Annotated in this window: 18 protein-coding genes; 16 read left to right on the top strand and 2 right to left on the bottom strand. The window is 49.7% G+C overall.

Annotated features, from left to right (window positions below; genetic code table 11):
• Window positions 1–161 precede the first annotated feature (161 nt).
• The 11 genes from ACFVU8_RS16590 (at window position 162) to ACFVU8_RS16540 (ending at window position 11,258) form a co-directional block, all read left to right on the top strand.
• Window positions 162–536: a thiol-disulfide oxidoreductase DCC family protein gene (locus tag ACFVU8_RS16590; RefSeq protein ID WP_387428786.1), complete on the top strand. Its 375-nt coding sequence runs from the start codon at window positions 162–164 to the stop codon at window positions 534–536.
• 156 nt (window positions 537–692) lie between these two features.
• The gene (locus ACFVU8_RS16585; protein ID WP_387428561.1) at window positions 693–1,868 is read left to right on the top strand and encodes a CpaE/TadZ family protein; all 1,176 of its coding nucleotides are present in this window, start codon (window positions 693–695) and stop codon (window positions 1,866–1,868) included.
• Entirely contained in the window at window positions 1,861–3,117 is a 1,257-nt protein-coding gene (locus tag ACFVU8_RS16580; protein WP_387428558.1) for a TadA family conjugal transfer-associated ATPase, read from the top strand. The genes ACFVU8_RS16585 and ACFVU8_RS16580 overlap by 8 nt, the downstream gene beginning before the upstream one ends.
• Window positions 3,114–3,944: a type II secretion system F family protein gene (locus tag ACFVU8_RS16575; RefSeq protein WP_387428556.1), complete on the top strand. Its 831-nt coding sequence runs from the start codon at window positions 3,114–3,116 to the stop codon at window positions 3,942–3,944. Before ACFVU8_RS16580 ends, ACFVU8_RS16575 begins: the two co-directional genes overlap by 4 nt.
• A gap of 13 nt (window positions 3,945–3,957) precedes the next feature.
• Window positions 3,958–4,830 carry a type II secretion system F family protein gene (locus tag ACFVU8_RS16570; RefSeq protein WP_387428553.1) on the top strand — a complete coding sequence of 291 codons (873 nt, stop codon included), beginning with the start codon at window positions 3,958–3,960 and terminating at the stop codon, window positions 4,828–4,830.
• 14 nt (window positions 4,831–4,844) lie between these two features.
• Entirely contained in the window at window positions 4,845–5,030 is a 186-nt protein-coding gene (locus tag ACFVU8_RS16565; RefSeq protein WP_066373036.1) for a Flp1 family type IVb pilin, read from the top strand.
• A complete protein-coding gene (locus ACFVU8_RS16560; protein WP_387428783.1) occupies window positions 5,030–5,698 on the top strand; it encodes a TadE/TadG family type IV pilus assembly protein in 669 nt (222 codons plus the stop codon). Before ACFVU8_RS16565 ends, ACFVU8_RS16560 begins: the two co-directional genes overlap by 1 nt.
• 99 nt (window positions 5,699–5,797) lie before the next feature.
• Window positions 5,798–8,053, top strand: a complete 2,256-nt coding sequence (locus ACFVU8_RS16555) for a hypothetical protein (RefSeq protein ID WP_387428551.1) — start codon at window positions 5,798–5,800, stop codon at window positions 8,051–8,053.
• 18 nt (window positions 8,054–8,071) lie between these two features.
• On the top strand, window positions 8,072–9,076 hold the full coding sequence (locus ACFVU8_RS16550) for a TadE/TadG family type IV pilus assembly protein (RefSeq protein ID WP_387428549.1): 1,005 nt from the start codon (window positions 8,072–8,074) through the stop codon (window positions 9,074–9,076).
• A gap of 3 nt (window positions 9,077–9,079) precedes the next feature.
• Window positions 9,080–9,589, top strand: a complete 510-nt coding sequence (locus ACFVU8_RS16545; protein WP_387428546.1) for an A24 family peptidase — start codon at window positions 9,080–9,082, stop codon at window positions 9,587–9,589.
• A 19-nt stretch (window positions 9,590–9,608) separates the two neighbouring features.
• Window positions 9,609–11,258, top strand: coding sequence for a DUF6382 domain-containing protein (locus tag ACFVU8_RS16540; protein ID WP_387428543.1), 1,650 nt, complete (start codon window positions 9,609–9,611; stop codon window positions 11,256–11,258).
• Between the two features lie 35 nt (window positions 11,259–11,293).
• On the opposite strand, the gene ACFVU8_RS16535 is transcribed toward ACFVU8_RS16540, so the two are convergent.
• Together ACFVU8_RS16535 and ACFVU8_RS16530 are read right to left on the bottom strand one after the other, a co-directional pair.
• Entirely contained in the window at window positions 11,294–12,196 is a 903-nt protein-coding gene (locus ACFVU8_RS16535) for a TIGR01777 family oxidoreductase (protein WP_387428540.1), read from the bottom strand.
• A 53-nt stretch (window positions 12,197–12,249) separates the two neighbouring features.
• A complete protein-coding gene (locus ACFVU8_RS16530; protein WP_387428537.1) occupies window positions 12,250–12,714 on the bottom strand; it encodes a DUF2621 domain-containing protein in 465 nt (154 codons plus the stop codon).
• 169 nt (window positions 12,715–12,883) lie between these two features.
• On the opposite strand from ACFVU8_RS16530, the gene ACFVU8_RS16525 reads away from it, so the two are divergent.
• The 5 genes from ACFVU8_RS16525 (at window position 12,884) to ACFVU8_RS16505 (ending at window position 18,475) form a co-directional block, all read left to right on the top strand.
• Entirely contained in the window at window positions 12,884–14,011 is a 1,128-nt protein-coding gene (locus ACFVU8_RS16525; protein WP_387428534.1) for a deoxyribonuclease IV, read from the top strand.
• 48 nt (window positions 14,012–14,059) lie between these two features.
• Window positions 14,060–14,959 (top strand): formyltetrahydrofolate deformylase, encoded by a 900-nt coding sequence (gene purU / locus ACFVU8_RS16520; protein ID WP_387428532.1) that lies wholly within the window; start codon window positions 14,060–14,062, stop codon window positions 14,957–14,959.
• A 240-nt stretch (window positions 14,960–15,199) separates the two neighbouring features.
• On the top strand, window positions 15,200–15,964 hold the full coding sequence (locus tag ACFVU8_RS16515; RefSeq protein ID WP_387428529.1) for a CpaB family protein: 765 nt from the start codon (window positions 15,200–15,202) through the stop codon (window positions 15,962–15,964).
• A 13-nt stretch (window positions 15,965–15,977) separates the two neighbouring features.
• Window positions 15,978–17,042, top strand: a complete 1,065-nt coding sequence (locus ACFVU8_RS16510) for a CpaE/TadZ family protein (protein WP_387428527.1) — start codon at window positions 15,978–15,980, stop codon at window positions 17,040–17,042.
• Entirely contained in the window at window positions 17,039–18,475 is a 1,437-nt protein-coding gene (locus tag ACFVU8_RS16505) for an ATPase, T2SS/T4P/T4SS family (RefSeq protein ID WP_387428524.1), read from the top strand. Before ACFVU8_RS16510 ends, ACFVU8_RS16505 begins: the two co-directional genes overlap by 4 nt.
• Window positions 18,476–18,481: the final 6 nt, after the last annotated feature.

Below are 18,481 nucleotides of genomic sequence, written 5' to 3'. Positions count from 1 at the left end.
GGCGCGGAAGCTTTTTTCCGCGTTTTTGTTTGCTTTTTAACAGAATTTATTGGAAAAAATGGGGGAGAGGTGCGTGGATTATGGGTGAGCAAGAGAATTCTGTAGGTCGGCCTGCGACAAAGTTGACTGATGCAAGGCTGCACGATAAATCGGTGGTACTTATGGATGGTGTATGCCATCTCTGCCAGGGACTGGTCCGCTTTATTATTCCTCGTGATCCGAATTCGAGATTTGTATTCGCTCCCCTGCAAAGTGAAATCGCTGCTCAGCTGCTCCGTGATGGAGGCATTGAACCAGGGAAGTTGGATACCGTCGTGCTGGTGGAGAACGGGAGGTATTATACAGAGTCAGCTGCGGCGCTACGGATTGCTCGTGGGCTTCGTTTTCCATGGCCACTGGCTTACGTGTTCACCCTTGTGCCGAGACCTCTGCGCGATATCCTTTATCGTTATGTGGCACGCAATCGCTACCGCTGGTTCGGACGTGATGAGCAGTGCCTGCTCCCGACGCCGGAGATTCGGAAGAGATTTCTGTAACTGATTTGTGAAAAAAAGGATTGCCGCCTGTTTATATATATGCTACTATAGCTGTAAATTAAAGGATAGTAACGGAAGCACCGTTCATTAACCGTATTTCACGGTTTTTGGCGGTGCTTTTTTGCTGTCTTTTTTTAGAGAAAGGAGAGTGATGGCATGGCGGCAAGGATTGTACTGGCCGTGCGGGAGAGTCAATACATTGAACCGTTGCTGCATTATCTTCATCATAGCCGGTATAGCGATCTGCTGCGGATTACGGCGTTCAGTCGGATTGAGGCTTTTGCAGAATTTATACAGGGTGATGATGTGCCAGACGCTGTTGTCGGGGATGCGGCCTTCATTGAAGCCTGGCTGGTCAGTGGACGAAGCACTGTGCGTTGGGCGGTTCTGAGTGAAGATGGAGGACCTGGAAGCTATCATGGGACCAGTAATAAGAGTTTGGCTGGCGGGGAAGTCATTGCCAAGTACCAGTCGTTACCTTCCTTGCTGGAATCAATACTGCAATTATGTGATGTCAGGCGTTCAGACATGTCGTTGTCGGCCAAAGAAGAAACTTTGCTGCTAGGTGTGGTTTCCTGCAGTGGCAGCAGCGGAAAAACGACAATTGCCCTGAATATGGCGAAAGCGCTGGGAGAACAGGGTTTGTCAGTATTTTATCTCAATTTGGAAAGTGTGGACAGCAGTGGTATGATCCTTCGCCCACCGCAAGGGAATGTTCCTGGGCTGGAAAGGCTGCTCTATGATCTACAGGCTGGCCGGAACGATGAAGAGGCTGGAACACCTGAACTGAGACGTTATGTCATTCGGCATGAGGAGCTGCAGAGCGATGCGTTCAGACCCGTGGGCAATCTTAAAGAAATGCTCCAGATGACTTCACAGGATACATTCGACTTGCTGGAGCTGCTTATAGTTACTCGTAGTTATGATATTGTCATCATCGATACCGGGAGCATAGAAGAGGAGCGGGCCAAGGCGGTGCTGCAGCGATGCAGTATTCTGCTATGGGTGATGCGCAACGATGATCTGAGCATACATAAGACGGCTAGATGGCTGTCGCATTGCAGTGCACCTCATTCCGGCCTGCCGCCGAACATTCTTGAGAAGAGCCGGTTTGTCATAAACTTTGGGTCAGATGATATAGAAGTAGGGGGCTTGCCTGAAGGGCTGAGCATGGATACGGTGCTTCCATATATTCCGTCTTGGACATTGCGGCACCGTGAGGAACTGTATCTCAATTCTCCCCAATTCCAGCAAGCAGTTATGGAACTGTGCCGGGGGATCGTAGAGCCTTCTCTGCCGCAAGTTTTTACAGGGAACACCGGTTATGAATGAGGAGATATTCAGAGCGCTGCGCGGTGATATCCGGGCTGGACTGGATGTTACTTCATCTGTTGGGAATCGAGAGCTTACAGCCTATATTGAGCAGACCATTCTGGAGCGGGAGAGTCTTCGCTACTTAACAGCACAGGAAAAGCATGAGCTGGTAAAGCGGCTGTTCGACTCCTTCCGCGGGCTGGATGTACTTCAGCCCCTGGTAGATAATCCGGCGATTACAGAAATTATGATCAATAGCCACAACGATATTTTTATAGAAGAAGAGGGAGTCATCCGCCGTCTACCGCTAGCTTTTGAATCCAGCAGCAGACTGGAAGATATTATCCAGAGCATCGTCTCCGGCGTGAACCGGGTAGTCAATGATTCTTCTCCGATTGTGGATGCAAGACTTAAGGATGGTTCCCGCGTCAATATTGTTCTGCCACCGGTTGCCTTGAAAGGTCCGGCGATGACCATCCGCAAATTTCCGGAAAAGCCTATGACCATGAACGAACTGGTCCGGCGCGAGGCGCTTAGTGAAGAAGCGGCGGAGCTGCTGCAGACTTTGGTTGAGGCCAAATACAATATTTTTATCAGCGGAGGGACGGGTTCGGGTAAAACCACATTCCTGAACGCATTATCTCAATTCATTCCCCCGCAGGAGCGTGTCATTACGATCGAGGATTCAGCGGAACTACAGATTGTCACCGTTCCGAATCTAGTATCTCTGGAGACACGAAACGCCAACACGGAAGGCAAGGGCGAGATTACGATCCGCGATCTGATCCGCTCTTCACTGCGAATGAGGCCGAATCGAATTGTCGTTGGCGAGGTGCGGGGCGCGGAATGCTTGGATATGCTGCAAGCGATGAACACTGGCCATGACGGCAGCTTGTCCACGGGACATTCAAACAGCGCCCGCGATATGGTTAGCCGTATGGAGACTATGGTGCTAAGCGCGGCGGAACTGCCAGTTACGGTGGTCCGGCAGCAGATCAGTTCAGCGATTGATATCTTCGTGCATCTCTCCCGGTTACGTGACCGTTCCCGCCGGGTGATGGAAATCTGTGAGGTCGATGGATTAAAGAATGGGGAGGTACAGCTCAATCGACTCTATGAATTCCGGGAGGTGGGGGAGCGTGACGGACGGGTTCAGGGAGGTCTGACGGCCTGCGGTAATGCACTGCTGCATACCGGCAAACTAAGAATGTCGGGTATCTCTACGCATCCGCTATCGAAGTATACCGAGGGAGTAAGGGAGGGGTGAGAAAGGATTTGATTCAGAGCGGGAATTTCAAGCAGGCTCTTGCTAAGTCACAAACCAGGAAATCTGGCGTAGAGGGAAGGACGGTTCTGCCGGATTACAAGGTCTACATCTTATCTTCTTGGCAAAAGAACACGGCAATCCTAATCGGGAGCTTGCTCCTGTATGGAGTCGGCTATCTCTTTTATCATCATGGGCTCATAGCGCTGGTGCTGGTACCGGGCGGGGCCTATGCTCCGCGGCTGCTGCGGGATTATTTGCATAACCGTCGCCGGATGGGACTCACGCTACAGTTCAAGCAGACACTTTTCTCATTATCCTCTTCCCTCTCAGCAGGCCGCTCCGTAGAGAATGCCTTTCGGGAAGCGGTGCAAGATTTGCACATGCTGGATCCCGAAGGGGGCGGCGATATGATTGCAGAGCTGAACATAATCTGCGCGCGTATGGAGAATGGACAACCGGTGGAAGAAGCGTTGCATGATTTTAGTGCACGGGCAGGCTTGGAGGATGTTGAACGCTTCGCAGATGTGTTCACGGTATGCAAGCGGACGGGTGGTGATTTGGTGGAGGTGGTCCGCCGTACCTCGACAGTTATTGGCGAGAAGCTGGATATCCAACAGGAAATTGCCGTCAGTATTGCTCAGAAGAAATTCGAGGCTAAGGCTTTGTTAATCTCTCCGCTGGCCATGATCATGTTTATGAGTCTGACGGCTGGTGACTATATGCAGCCGATGTATACGGGGCTGGGGATGATTATATCTACATTGGCACTGTCGGGGTTGTTTCTGTGCTATCTGTGGACTTCCAAGATAATGAATATCCCGTTGTGAAGGATGGATAAAGATGAGATGGGTATCTGGTGTGGTCTTGCTTCTATTGATCGTGTTCTGGTGTGTTCTACGTGTGCAAAGTGGCAACCGATATGCCGGATTGCGCACGTTGCCCATGGAGGGACTGAGGCTGAGACGGCTTGGCGAACCGATGATGCTGTTGATAGAGAGACTTGGCATCGGTAGTCGTTTTCCGTTGGTAATGTTCAAAATTCAACGTTCTCTTCAGCGGATTGAGGGTACCAGATACAGCGCAGAACGAACGCTGCTCTTTGCGGGAGAAATGCTCAGCTATAGCTGGCTGCTGGCAGCAGGTGGGAGCGCACTGACGCTTTTAACTGGGGAACAGACGGGGATTGTACTGGGTTCTTTGTTGGCGCTTGTATTGCCGGTTGCTCTAGCGAGTGATTTGCATAAAAAGGTGCGGTTGCGGGAGCAGAATATTTTACTGGAGCTGCCTGAGCTGTTGAATAGCTTGGTACTGCTGGTCGGCGCCGGTGAGACCGTGCAGCGGGCGATTCAGCGTTGTGTGGAGAGCCGCAAAGAAAATACGAAGCACCCGTTATATAAAGAGTTAGTAGCTATGACAGGGGAATGGGAGAGCGGATATTCCTTTCAGCAGTCGCTCGAGAATTTCAGCAAACGCTGTGCTGTGCAGGAAGTGTCGCTATTCACCACAACCGTATTACTGAACTACCGGAGGGGTGGAAGTGATTTTGTGCTGGCGCTCCGCGACCTGTCACGAATGCTGTGGGATAAGCGGAAGGCGGTCAGCCGGACACGCGGGGAGCAGGCTTCCTCGAAGCTGGTTTTTCCGATGGTAGTGATCTTTTTAATCGTTATTGTGCTAGTGGGAACACCGGCGATCATGATGCTCAAAATGTAGAGGAGGAAGATGAAATGTCGTTGATTATGGGGAAGATGAAAAGCTTTTGGAAGGACGAGGGAGGGCTTGGCACCTTGGAGATGATTCTGATTATAGCGGTATTGATTGCTGTGGTATTGGTGTTTAGAAAAGAAATTGTCGAGGTTGTGAAGTCGCTGATCAGTACAGCCGGCAAGAAGAGTCAGGAAGTATTTGATTGATGTTGCTCAGGGATGATCGCGGAAGCTTCACCATCGAGGCTTCCCTCCTGCTACCCATTATTATGTTCATTACAATGCTGCTATTGTTCTTCAGCCTGTACAGTTATCAAAAGACGATGCTACTGCAGGTGGGCTCGGCTTCTGCCGAACGCACGGCTTTTAATTGGGACAATAGCCATAAAGAGAAGACTGGAGCGGTTGCTGCCGGTGAATATGATTCATTGTATTGGCGTATCGGGGAGGATAGTTTGCTTGCATCGTTATTTGGTGGTGAGGGGGGAAGTGGTGGTACACAGATTGAACTTCCGGGGGTAAACGAAGATATAGCTCTATTGCCTGCCCTTAAGTTGGCTAATGCTTCCCGTATGATCCCAGCCAATATGCCAGGGGAGATGGGCTATAAGTATGGCTTTACTGGGCGTAAAGTGAGCCTGGAGTTAAAGCGTTTGCTCTACTTGCCAGTATTGGACGATGTTTTATCGGATGGTGCCAGTCCCAGTATACAAGCCACATCTGTCGTTTCTGAACCGGCTGAGTTTATTCGTACTGTAGACCTGATGCGTTATTACGGCGCCAAGTTTAAAGGACGTCAAGGAAGTGGGGAGACCCAGCAGCCTATGAACAAGCAGGATGCCTCTGCAATGCTTATGAAGCTTGGCAAGAAGTGAGACTGAGCAATCATATTGAGGTTCTGTGACGAGAATGGGCTGGGAATGGGGCTGGATCTGGAACCGGAGAATAGCAGGTATGAAGAAAGGAAGACATGGATGAAGAGAGCGTATAACGGCTCTAACCACGGCTTGAAGCGGAGGAGAGGAGGGTGGTTTGTTCGAACAGACGGTTCGGTATCCATCTTTTTGATCATGGTGTTAGCCTTTGTCTTCCTGTTCGATGCGGTTCTGATTGATTATGCACGGATTGCTGCCGCCAGCACCCAGGGGGAACGTCTTGCCCGAGCAGGAATACGTTCCGTGCTATCGGCTTATGATGTAGAGCTGAGGGAGAAATACGGTTTATTCGCTTCAGGCGGAACGGATGGAAACATGCTGTTATCCAGCGTACTCAATGATAATCTGCACGAAAGCGGGCGGGCTGACGCCTTTAATCTTATTCAGATGGGCGTGGAGAGCTCCACTGTGGAATGGAGTCGACCGCTTGGAGAGTATGATATTTTCCGCCGTCAGATTGTTGAAGAGATGAAATACAAAGCGCCGATCGATTTTGCCCTGGAATTGGGTGGGAAGTTTAAGCCCTTGTCTGGAGCGATGGCAGAGGCTTCGCAGGTGACCAAGGTACTCCGTGCATTGCAGCCGCTTTATGATGAGCGTGAGGAAGCACTGGATCAGATGATAGAACGACGGAAGCAAGCTGCAGAATGTGGCAGAGCAATGCTTCAACTCGTCATGAATCCACCGGGAGACAACCTCCAACCAAGCACTCTTGGTGGGGTATCTACGGCAGCAGATGTAGCAGCGCAATATGATGATTTTGTTTACAAGTATATGTGGGACATGAACCGTGACAGCAAGGAGTCTGCGAAATATACATATCCGTTATCCTGGTATTCACAGCAATCGGCTCTTGTTATTCAGCGAATTCCGCAAGTCATGGATGCTTTCCGTGAACAGCACAATGTCTTCATTGAACAAGCTGAAAGTGCTTTGCTACGGGCAAGCGAACTGAACGATGAAATGAAGGCGGTGCTGGAGCAGTCCAGAAACAGCGGTTCCGATAAGCGTGACCGGGCAAGGGACTGGGATATTCCAGACGGCAGCGGTGATGAAATAGACTCCGATCCGCTACGTAAGCTTCGTGAGCAGGAGGATTCTCTGATTCTTGATCAAGCTGACTTTACAGGTATAGAGGAACATCTGGCTGCTCAAAAGAAAGGCTTTGAATGGCTGGAACCAGCAACTGCTGCATTGCCAGTTGTCCTTGCTGAATCTTCCGGACTATATAGTAATGGTTCAAGAATGATTGAGGCGGTTTTAGCTGCTGCGCGAGCTGTTGGGGACTATCTGGGCAGCTATGGAGCCAGCGGTAGCCTTATTGAGGCTGAGCTTGCTGCACTTGAAGAACACCGAAGCTCAGATAAACAGCGGAAGCAGTGGGAGAAAGAGGCTAAGGTCAAGCTGGGTGATGCCCTGAAGATAATAGATAAAATCCGGCAGCTGAGTGATCAGGCAGGAGAGGCAATGCAGCGGTACGACACTTTGCAGAAGTACTATGAGGAGATTCTTTCTCTAAACAAGGGACAGGACGATGCCGGAAAAGAGGGGCAATCCTCAAACGATCCATATGCTGCTGGAAGCTCTGCGATGACGAATATGGACGGAGTATACGATGTTATGACCAGTGCCCTTACAGGGGCAAGAGACAGGCTTTTTCAAACAGAATATACGGCACTTTATTTTCCGCATTTTGATGTCTCGGTTTTGTCCTCTATGGCTAGTGGAGTGGAAGGCGCGGATGTTGATCGTCTTGCTGCACAGATGGACCCGCATGCCCAGGAACTGGAGTATATTCTGTACGGATTCCATAATCCTGCAGGTAACATTGCTGCCGCTTACGGTGAGATATTTGCCATGCGGCTGGCCATTCGCACCATGGAGGGGTTTGTCAAAAAGGCGGGCATTGGCAATCCACTGGCCGTTCTGGCGGCTGCGCTATTGTACGGTATTGAACAGGCAATTCAAGACATGCTGAAGCTTTGCAAGGACGGTTCGATCCCATTATCAGAGTTTATACCGGCTCAATTGACTTATCGTGATTACCTGCGGCTGTTCCTGATGCTGCATGGCAGTGGCGAATCGCAGTTATCACGTATGCTGGCTGTAATTCGGCTCAATACAGGCATCAATCCTGCTGAGAGAAATACTTATGCTTCCGCCAATATTCGGTTTGGCCTGCGTCTGTGGTTTTTACCGGGGGTGGTTCGGCTGTTGAATTACAGTGGAGTGCTTGCGGGGGATGTGGAAGGAAAGGTCTATTACAGGAAGATACAGGCTGATTCAGCTTACTAGGCGAAGGGAGTGAAGTGAATGAGACGATGGCTCAAAAGGAGAAGTAGTGACAGGAACGAGGGTAGCATGGTGGTTGAAGCGGCAATGGTTCTCCCTATTTTTTTGTTATTCGTTCTGTTCCTGATCTTCATCATTCAGATGAGCCTATACTCTACCGCCTTACAAAGCACCGCCTCGGACACCGTAAAGGTCATCTCCACCCATATCTATCCCGCAGCCCTGGCTGCTCAAAAATGGGATGAAGGCAGCGAAAGTGAAACGAACCCTGAAGGAGGCAATTCGGGAGGCAAACCAGAAGATACAGGCTCACCCTGGGGAATTCCTCGTCTCTCGCTCATGGAATGGGGTGAGGATTATGCGAACGGTCTGCCGCCTCCGCTGAATGAGTGGGCCCTGGCCGCGGCAGAAAAGGGAGAAGGACCATTGCAGAAGCTCCAGTCGGAAGCTTCACAGAGTGTACTGGACCTGGCCATAAAGCCTTTAATAAAGCCATATCTCGCCAGTGACATGTTGGAGTATGAACGAATTCATGTGTCCAATGTTATTATTCCCGATCTGAAGAAGGGGACCCGGCCTTATTTTGGGGTGGAGGTAAGTTATGACCTGCCGATGAAGATTCCTTTTCTGAATCAAAACATTGTGCTGGAGGCCAGTGCCGTGGAACGTCTGTGGATCGGTGATACTGGTGAGGGGCGTAATGGAGATGGGGAAGAGGGCGGTAAAGAAGAGCATTCAATTATCATCCTGGAGAAGCCTGACCCCGGTGTTGTGAACAAGCAGGGCAAGGTTCGGGCCAAGATTCCACCGGGCGCCTCCGCTAACTTGACGGTCATTTATAAGAGTGGCTTGAGCAAAGCGAAGTACTTGGGCTGGAAGCAGGCGGACAAGGACGGATATATCGAATGGGAATGGAAAATTGGCGTTAACACGACACCAGGTTCATGGACGCTTGTTATCCAGACAGATGACGGGCAGTCCCTTGAAGTTAATTTTACAGTTGTGGATGGTAAAAAAGGGGGCTAGGGAATGACCGATTGGGCTTTTTGGGGCTGCCTTCCGTTTTTGGTGGCTGCACTCGTTACAGATATACGATCGATGCGGATACCCAATCGAATTACAGTGTCTGCATGGCTTGGAGGCCTACTCGCTCAGTCGCTCATGAATGGTTGGCACGGTCTTTTATTGTCAGTCATCGGGGCTGCGGGGGGATTTGCAGTGATGTTGCTTTTGCATCTTATCGGGGCTGTTGGAGCCGGGGACGTTAAGCTGTTTGCCGGCATCGGGGCCTGGACTGGCTTTATTTTCACAGCGCAGGTGATTATGTATGCGATCTTGTTCGGGGCGGTCATCGGTTGGATCATTGCCTTGCGGCGCGATGAAGCGTGGATGCGGTTGCGAAAAGTTTTCGGAACAGTGGCGGGCTTTGTAGTGCTGCGCAATCTGGGCATAGCAAAATCAGGCGGCGGGTATCTGCTGAAATTTCCTTTTATGCTGGCCGTGCTACCCGCTGTTGTATGTGCTTATCTATATTATTGAGGCTTGGGGGTGATCATTGTTGTTTGGTTTGACCCGTGATTTCATGCAAAAGGATGGCATCAGCATGTTGCTGGGTGTTTCCGAAGGGCTGCGTGCAGAACGGCTCAATATGGTACAAGTCCGGATGCTTATGAATTCTGAAATTCCGCATCATTTGTGGCTACAGCTCAAAGAGATCGACCTCAGAGTCACTCTGGAATATGGATTATCCCGCAAAAAAATGCTCAGTCATCTATTGAAAGGCGAGAAACTGAGTATGACGTCTTTCTTTGGCCTGTTGCTCCAGGTGGCCCAAGCTATAGAAGAGGGCAGGCTTTATATGCTGAATGCTGAACAGTATGCGCTGCATGAGGATTATATTTTTGTCGAAGGCTCGTTGCAGTCCGGAAAAGTGTATCTGACCTACGTTCCTTTACTAAGTCCAGAGAAAGTAATCTCAACCGGTCAAGGCTTTAGATCCCTAATTATGACGCTTATGGCTTCAGTGAAGGAGCTTGCGGGCGATGGTGTACAGCGATTATTGCAATGCTGCGGAGAAGAGGACTTCTCACCTGCCCGTCTAAAAAAACTGCTGGCTGAGCTTCTGACTGAGGGGGAGGTGGTTAAGCCGTATCCGACAATCGATAGGGAGAGCAATATCCTGCCTTTTCGGAGACTTGAGGAGCCTGAGCCTTCCAGGCTATCTGACGAGCCGTTAAGGTCACGGTCATCAACAGGTAGTTCTGATAAGAAAGCAGGCCTGCAAGATTCCATGAGGGCGACGGCAGAACCTATTTCGGCTCCATGGTCGGGTGGTTATTCCGCTTTTCAGCGGAGCCAGGAAGCCACAAGTTCAGGGTTTACGGAAGAAGAGGAAACACAGCAAGTCTCCTCACCATACAGAACATATATCGTGCTTGGATGTTTACTAGGTGATGCATTGCTGTGGAAATTTCTTTATATGAGTGATCCTACAACATTATGGTTGGCAGTTTGCGGAATCTTAACGTTGTTTCTTGGGATTATATGCTGGCTGGTGTGGACTGGAAAGCTCAAATTAGGCAAGAAGGAAGACGAGGATGAGCCGGACGCAGAAGAGATTGTACGGGGGATGAGCTTCAAGGAACCAGACAGGGATTTTGGAAGGATTTCTGGAAGGAACTCTGCAAAGGAATCTGTGAACGCCGGTTTATCGCCACCGGTGTCAAAGGTAGAACCGTTGAGAATCAGGCAAGTGATGGGCAACAGCCGATCAGGGCTCAACCAGAAGGGTTCTGCTAATGATTTCCCTGCTTCAGGCTCGTTACCGTCCTCGGCAACCGTTTTGCTATCACCGGACAATGCACCGGAGAAGAATGCGGCGATGGATAAGCACAGACGTGCTGCCCCGTATCTGGAACGATGTGATCACAATAATAGCGGTCCGACAGAACGGATCGAATTGGATCGAGCAAGCTTTATTATTGGACGTTCGGAAGAGGTAGCCCAGTATGTAGAAAAGTCCGAGGGTACCTCGCGAGTTCATGCTGAAATACTCAAAAGTCCAACCGGATATGTTATTAAGGATCTTGACTCCAGGAACGGAACATTGCTACAGGGGGAAGCTATGATTCCATATAAAGAGTATCCGCTCATGGAAGGAACTGTATTTACTATTGTTAAAGGCAATTATATCTTTCACACAGCGTAGTCCCTGGATTCAAGATTGCTTGATTTGCGGTACTTCTATCGGGTTTTGAGATCTTGTAGCGCAGATTCCAGTGTAGGATGAATGAAGCTGAATCCGTGCATTAGCGCCTTGGAAGGGAGCACTCGCTGGCCTTCCAGCAGAATCTCCGAAAGTTCGCCTACCGCTGTCTTCAAGAGGAATGCCGGGAGTGGAAACCAGTGCGGTCTTTTATACACCTTGCCGATGGTTCGTCCGAATTGATCATTGGTGACCGGACTCGGGGCTGTAGCGTTGACTGGACCGGAAATATCCGGTGTATGGACACAGAAGTCGATTAACTTCACGATGTCGTCATGATGAATCCAGGACAGCCACTGTTTGCCGCTACCGATTCTGCCGCCAACGCCTAGAAGGTAAGGGAGCTTCATCATTGGAAAGGCTCCGCTTTCGTTGCCGAGTACGACTCCTATACGGAGCTTGACCATTCTAATATTGGGGTAGGCCGCATCTGCAGCATCCTCCCAAGCTTTTACGACTTCTGAAGGAAAATCCATTACATGGGTGGGAGAAGATTCATCAAAAGTATCCTTGAAGGATGTACCATAGATGGCCACGGCTGAGGCTTGAACGATCACGAGTGGCTGATGCTTCAGCACATTCAGCAGCTTGGCTGCCGCCGCTACGGTGACCAGACGGGACTGCATAATCGACTGCTTTCCTTTAGGAGACCAGCGCTGACTTAGCGATGAGCCGGCAAGATTGATGAGTGCGTCGCTGTTCTCGGCGGGGAGAGGATTGGCTGCAAGATCGTCCCAGGTATGATAACTTAGCTTGGCATGAGATGACTTTACTTCAGGCAGCTTACGGCCTACGATCAATACTTCATGACCGGCCTGAAGCCAGTAATCCTTAAGTTTGCTTCCGATAAAGCCTGTGCCGCCGCATATTACGTATTTCATACTGTATGCCTCCATTTGGCCGTCCGGAATGTCACGGGATTCTGTATGATGGGCTACTTGAACAAATGTTTGTAGGGGGAGTAATCGATACCGTTCTTTTCAAGAAAGCTGACGAGAAAACGGTTATCCCGCCGGGGTGTAGCAACGATATATCCCTTAATGCAATGATCGCGTGTGACTTCAGAGGCATTGCTCTCCACAGCTATCTTGCCGATCTCGGCAGCAATGGAGTGTTTGGCGATATCCCGAAAGGGTCCGGGCACCGGCTGAACGAGTTGATCCAGAAAGGCCTTAGATTCGTTGCCCCATAGTGGCCGACTGCGTTCTACCCAATAGTTCTGCCAATCAAGTTTGGACTTCCCGTCGGCTTTGGGAAGCACTTTCAAAAATTTGCGAAACATAAAGTAGCCGCCGATACACATGGAGCCAAGTAGAAGAAAGGTCCAGAAAGCGATGGAGTTCATAAACCAATTGCTCGGTGCTACCGATAACGTTCCAAGCCCTGATTTGATAAACATGTCCTAACCACCTTTAACAATGATTATTATCACAAATTTGTCTATGGTCTAAAGTATAGCGTATTTACCAAGTTTTGCGAAGTCGGAATGCCGGCGGGTATTGCCTAGATTTATTCCCCCGTTCACGGTAGAATATAGTTTAATTCGTGATGGAAAGAGGGAAAAAGGCATGCTGAAAATAGGTTCACATGTGTCCAGCTCGGACAAGGGTCTCCTGACTGCTGCTAAGGAAGCCAACGAGTACGGTTCTAGCTCGTTCATGATATATACTGGAGCGCCGCAGAATACGCGCCGCAAGCCGATTGAAGCGATGTACCCTGAGGAAGGAAAATTGGCTATGAAGGCCAATGGGGTAGAGGAGATTGTTGTCCATGCTCCATACATTATCAATTTGGCCTCGTATAAGGACAATACGTATCAGTTGGCTGTGGATTTTTTACAGGAGGAAATTCGCCGTACACATGCATTCGACGTCAAGAATATTGTACTGCATCCGGGTGCTTATACAGACAAGGATCCGGAATATGGTATTCAGCGGATTGCAGACGGTCTTAATGAGGTGCTTAGCGGTACCAATGAGACGGAAGTCCATATCGCGCTGGAGACCATGGCCGGTAAGGGTACAGAGATCGGGCGCAGCTTCGAGGAGATTGCGTCGATCATTGACAAGGTCGTTCACAACGAACGGTTGACTGTTTGTCTCGATACCTGCCACATTCATGATGCCGGTTATGATATCGTTAGCGATCTGGATGGGGTGTTGCAGCAGTTCGATCAGATCGTTGGTTTGAACCGTCTAGGCGTTATTCATATCAACGATAGTAAGAATCCTAGCGGTGCGCGCAAAGACCGTCACACACCGATTGGCTCGGGCTTTATTGGCTTCGACACCATCAACAAGGTGGTACATCATGAAGCGCTGTCCGGTCTTCCGTTTATCCTGGAGACACCATGGATCGGCAAAGATGCCAAGACACAACGGCCGATGTATGAGGTGGAGATTGCCCTGCTGCGTGGCAACGTATCAGAGCGTTTCGGACCGGAGTTCCTGCAGGAGGTTGAGGAGCTGCATAGCTTCTTTGCCAAGCTGGAGATTGACTCCCGTCAGTATGTGCTCGATATCTGGAATCTGCTTAAGAACGATGCCAAGGCCAAGAAGGCTGACCCGCGTGAACCGCTGGAACGTTTGTATGATCATGTGACGGCTGCCGGATTGTTCCCTGCGCTCAGTGAGGAAGGAATCAATCAACGCTTAATCGCGTGGCTTGCCGGCAAACAAATTCTGGTTAACGCTTAAGCAAAACTTTAGACATGCGCAAGTAGACGAGAGGGTGGAACACAGAACATGGAATTACATGTAAAAAGAGATCATTTTTCAAGCAGTCATCAATATCCGAACCGTGCGCGGATGCTTATTTCCTGTCCGGATGGTCCGGGAATTGTGGCGGCAGTATCACATTTTCTACACCAGCACGGCGCCAACATTGTTCAGTCCGATCAATATACAATGGACCCGGATGGCGGCATGTTCTTCATGAGAGTAGAATTTGATCTTCCGAAGCTAGGGGAGCGGCTGGAAGAACTTCGTACACAGTTCAGTACAGTAGCTGAAAAGTTCAAAATGGACTGGCAAATCTTCCAGGTGAGTCACAAGAAACGTCTGGCTATCTTTGTTTCCAAAGAAGATCACTGTTTGGTTGAGTTGCTCTGGCAGTGGCAGGCTGGTGATCTGGATGCTGAAATTGCCCTCGTGGTCAGCAATCACACGGATATGCAGTCTTATGTGGAATCCTTCGGCATTCCATTCCATCATATCCCGGTTACTGCTGAGACCAAGGCAGCAGCGGAGAAGCGTCAGCTTGAAGTCATCGGAGGCGACATTGATGTCATCATCCTGGCCCGTTATATGCAGATCATTTCACCTTCATTCATCGAGCATTTCCGTCACAAGATCATCAATATCCACCATTCGTTCCTGCCCGCCTTTGTTGGTGGCAAGCCTTACGCACAGGCTTATCAGCGCGGGGTGAAAATTATCGGAGCTACAGCTCACTATGTAACTGAAGAGCTTGATGGCGGCCCGATTATTGAGCAGGACGTTCAGCGCGTTAGTCACAGCGACGATGTGAATGAACTGAAGCGAATTGGCCGTACGATCGAACGTGTAGTTCTGGCCCGTGCCGTTAAATGGCATATTGAAGACCGTATTCTTGTGCACAACAACAAGACTGTCGTGTTTAACTAATACAACTAACTTTTCGGTGGACGCGGCGAGGATGCAACTCTTGCAACCCCTGCGTTCACCGGATTCTTCATCAGCCGGAATGTTCATTCCGCAGAGTCCTCTAGTGTAATTCCTCTTAGATAATCTTATAACTTTCTAAATTCCCTACAGGTAAAAAAGCATTTTACCAGCATTTTGGTTATCCATGCCAAAGTGCATTTTGTCGTGGGCAAAATTAGTATTTTGAAGGAGGCAGAAGGCTTGTCTTTACAGCGGAGGCATTTGCTAAAACGAAATTATTTCTTCGCATTTCTTATTCTGATTACAGGGTTCGGTGGGCTACTTGGCTATGATCTATATTTCAAGCCTTACGTGCTGGCCCAGACGGTAGTGAAGGTAAAGGTGGCAGACGGAAATTTTTTACCAAAAAATTATGAGTTGACCGCTAATGATCTGTATCTGGATTCGGTTCAAACTAAGGACATTCCCGCCGGTGTCATTACAGATATCCGGAAAGTTGAACATAAAATCACAAATGTCAATTTAACCAATGGAAGTATTCTCACGGATTACTTGATTGATGTCAGCGAGCTGGAGCCTACGGCTGATGAAGGAATATTCCCTATTCCGAAGGAGGGGATTTATGCCATCAATGGTTCGTTGCGCAGCCGGGACAAGGTAGATATCTATCTGGTCGAGGGTGATTCTCGCAATACTAGTGCAGTCAGAGATCGCAACGCTGCCAATGGTATAGACAACGCGCCAGGAAACTCAAGTGACGGTAGGGAGACTACGGAGTTACCTGATTCTGGAGCATCGTTGTTCCTAGCCGGAGCCACAGTGAACTATGTGCGCTCGGAGGACAACAATGATGTGCTCGATTCAGAGCATGGCAACACGAATAATCGGTTCACATCGACGGGGAAAGTCGCGTCACCTGAACTGAAACTGAAGAAAAGTGATGGCAGGCGCTTAGGCCAATATTTGGAGCAGGGCAAGAAGCTGTGGATTGTCCGGGTAGAGTAGGGGGAGAACGTACTTGAAAATTTTTAGCTTTGGAATGGATCAACTGACTGTCAATGATATTAAAAATTCAGGATTTACCGTCGTGACACAAAATGTGCTGCCTGATCCGCCCCATACGGAGGGGCACATGCTTCTCGCAACCAGCGAGCAGGTGCCGGTACAGACTTTGCGTGAGCTGCGCCACAGGTACCCGGGAACGACGATTCTTTATGTGTATATGCAGAAGGGGATTCACGGCTATCAGCCGGTGCATATGTTATGCGAAAGCCTGGGGGTTCATTTTATTCCCCCTCGTTCAACCTCCTCAGCGATCATTGAGAAAATTCGTTTTCTTCTGGAAGAGGACGGGGAGAAGCGCGGTAATTTAGTCGGTTTTTTCGGGTCAGGGCCCGGAATCGGCTGCACAAGCGCGGCTAAGCTGTTTGCCTGGAGACTTGCTACGGCAGGTTTACGCGTAATTTTACTAGGTCTTGATTTGTATGATCCAGGGTTTGAGCGGAAAACAACAATCAGCCTGGACAGGCTGCGTCCAAGAATTACCGGCAAGATGCTGCACGCCGAGGATTTCGAACAATTGATCAAGCAGGATGGTTATGTCTATCTGCCGGGGAATTACGATTACTTGAGTGCTCAGGATTATCAGGAAGAGGAGATCGAGTATCTTTTGGCCCGGGCAGCGGAGAATGCCGATCTCGTGATTGCTGATTTTGGCTCTATTCCGGAAAGTGCCGCCTGGTATGTGGGGATGCATCAAAGTACGCTGCGACTGATTGTCACTCACCCCAAGCACGAATACAGGCTGGAACCTTTGCTGGAGTTGGCTGGGCATATGGATCTGGGACCACAGGATTTTCAACTGATCATTAACAGAAGCAATCTGGAAGAGATTACGACACCGAAGAACCTGGCGCACCGGATCGGCAGCGAGATTATGTTGGAACTCCCATATGTTCAGCCGTTTCAGGATAATCTTCCACTGGGCAAAAGAGAGCTTCAGCAGATCGATGACAAGGTGCGCTTCTTATTGGTGGCCCTTGGACTGGCACCCGAGACACGTAAGAAGGGATTGTTCTCATGATTAGTGTTCAGGAGCCATTTTCTCTGAAAAGAAGTGTGATGCGCAGCAGCAAGCCAGGAAAAGAAGATTTCTACGCTTTCCTGCAAAAAATGAAAAATGATATGAATGCAGGATTAGAGCGGGAGGATGATTACTATTTCCAGCTCAATGCCAAGGCGCTGATTGGCGATCCTCAGGCAGTCAGCTATTTCATGAATGAAATCGAGAAGTATTTGCGCAAAACACCGTTTACAGGCCAGGTGCCAGAGGCATACCGGACTGCTGCGGAGGCACTTTTTCACGAATGGAAGGGCTTTGGTCCAGCCTACCGCTGGTTTACCGACCGGGCATATAGCGAGTCTACGGGACTGCAGATGATTGGAAAACAGATCTTTTATAACCACAAGGGACAGTTCGTACCTTATCCGTACGAGATGCCTTCTCTGGATCGGGTGGAACAGCTGAAGCGATCTTTACTGAAGAGCGATCCTAACAAAAAGCTGAACAAGGATCACCCTTCGGTGGAGTTTAAAATGGACGATCCACTCTGGCCCGGACGTTTCATCCGGTTGGCAATTTGGGTGTCCCCGCGGGTCTGGGAGGGCTTCACAACAATCTCGCTCAGACGACAGGTTGTGGAGTTCCTTGATCTGGATGATCAGGCGGGCACGGAATGTATCCCGGCAGAGGCTGTGGAGTTGATTCGGGCATTGGCAGGGACATTCCGCAACACAATCATCGCAGGCGCTGTCGGTTCGGGTAAAACAACGTTTGCCAATACGATTGTCGGTGAGCAATTGCTCGGTTCATCCTCTTGTATGGGAGTAGTCATGATTGAGAAGCATCCGGAATCGACTCTGCCGTATCAGATCAAGGGTCATCGGATTATTCCGATCCAGGCCGCTAATGAGGAATTGATGGAGGTAGGCGTGGAATCGCTGCGGCATGACCCGAATATCGTCTACATGACCGAGATGAGATACAACGAATGGGAGTTCTATCTTTGGAGCGGCGAAAAGGGTTATGACGGCATCACCGGTACGTTTCACACAGTTGATTCAGAAGATATTCCGTATCAGGGGGCTTTTGCTGTATCGACTCGCATTGGGGGAAGTCTGGAAGGACATCTGATTTCTGCCCTGAAGGCCTGTGAACTGGTCTTTATTCTAGAGAGCGTTTCGAACGGGAAGAAGCGGTTGTCCCGTATCTCGGAGGTATTTTACGATGAGGCCCGTAATTCGGTTTTTGCCAATGATCTGATGCGCTGGGACGAGGAGCGGAGAGAGTGGACATACAACGATAAGCTGACAGAAGCGCTGATGACCAAGATGGTCAAGAAAAACGCCACCGCCGCCAAAATACTGCTCAAAGAGCTAGGACATCTGGCCCATCTCAAACCGATGGCGCAGCCGCTGAAGGAAAGCTTGAAATCGAGGATTGTTCTTAACAAGTAAGGTGGT

The sequence above is a fragment of the Paenibacillus sp. NPDC058177 genome, assembly GCF_042883835.1.
Classification (GTDB): Bacteria; Bacillota; Bacilli; order Paenibacillales; family Paenibacillaceae; genus Paenibacillus_AQ; species Paenibacillus_AQ agri.
This window is presented reverse-complemented; position numbering and strand designations above follow the sequence as displayed.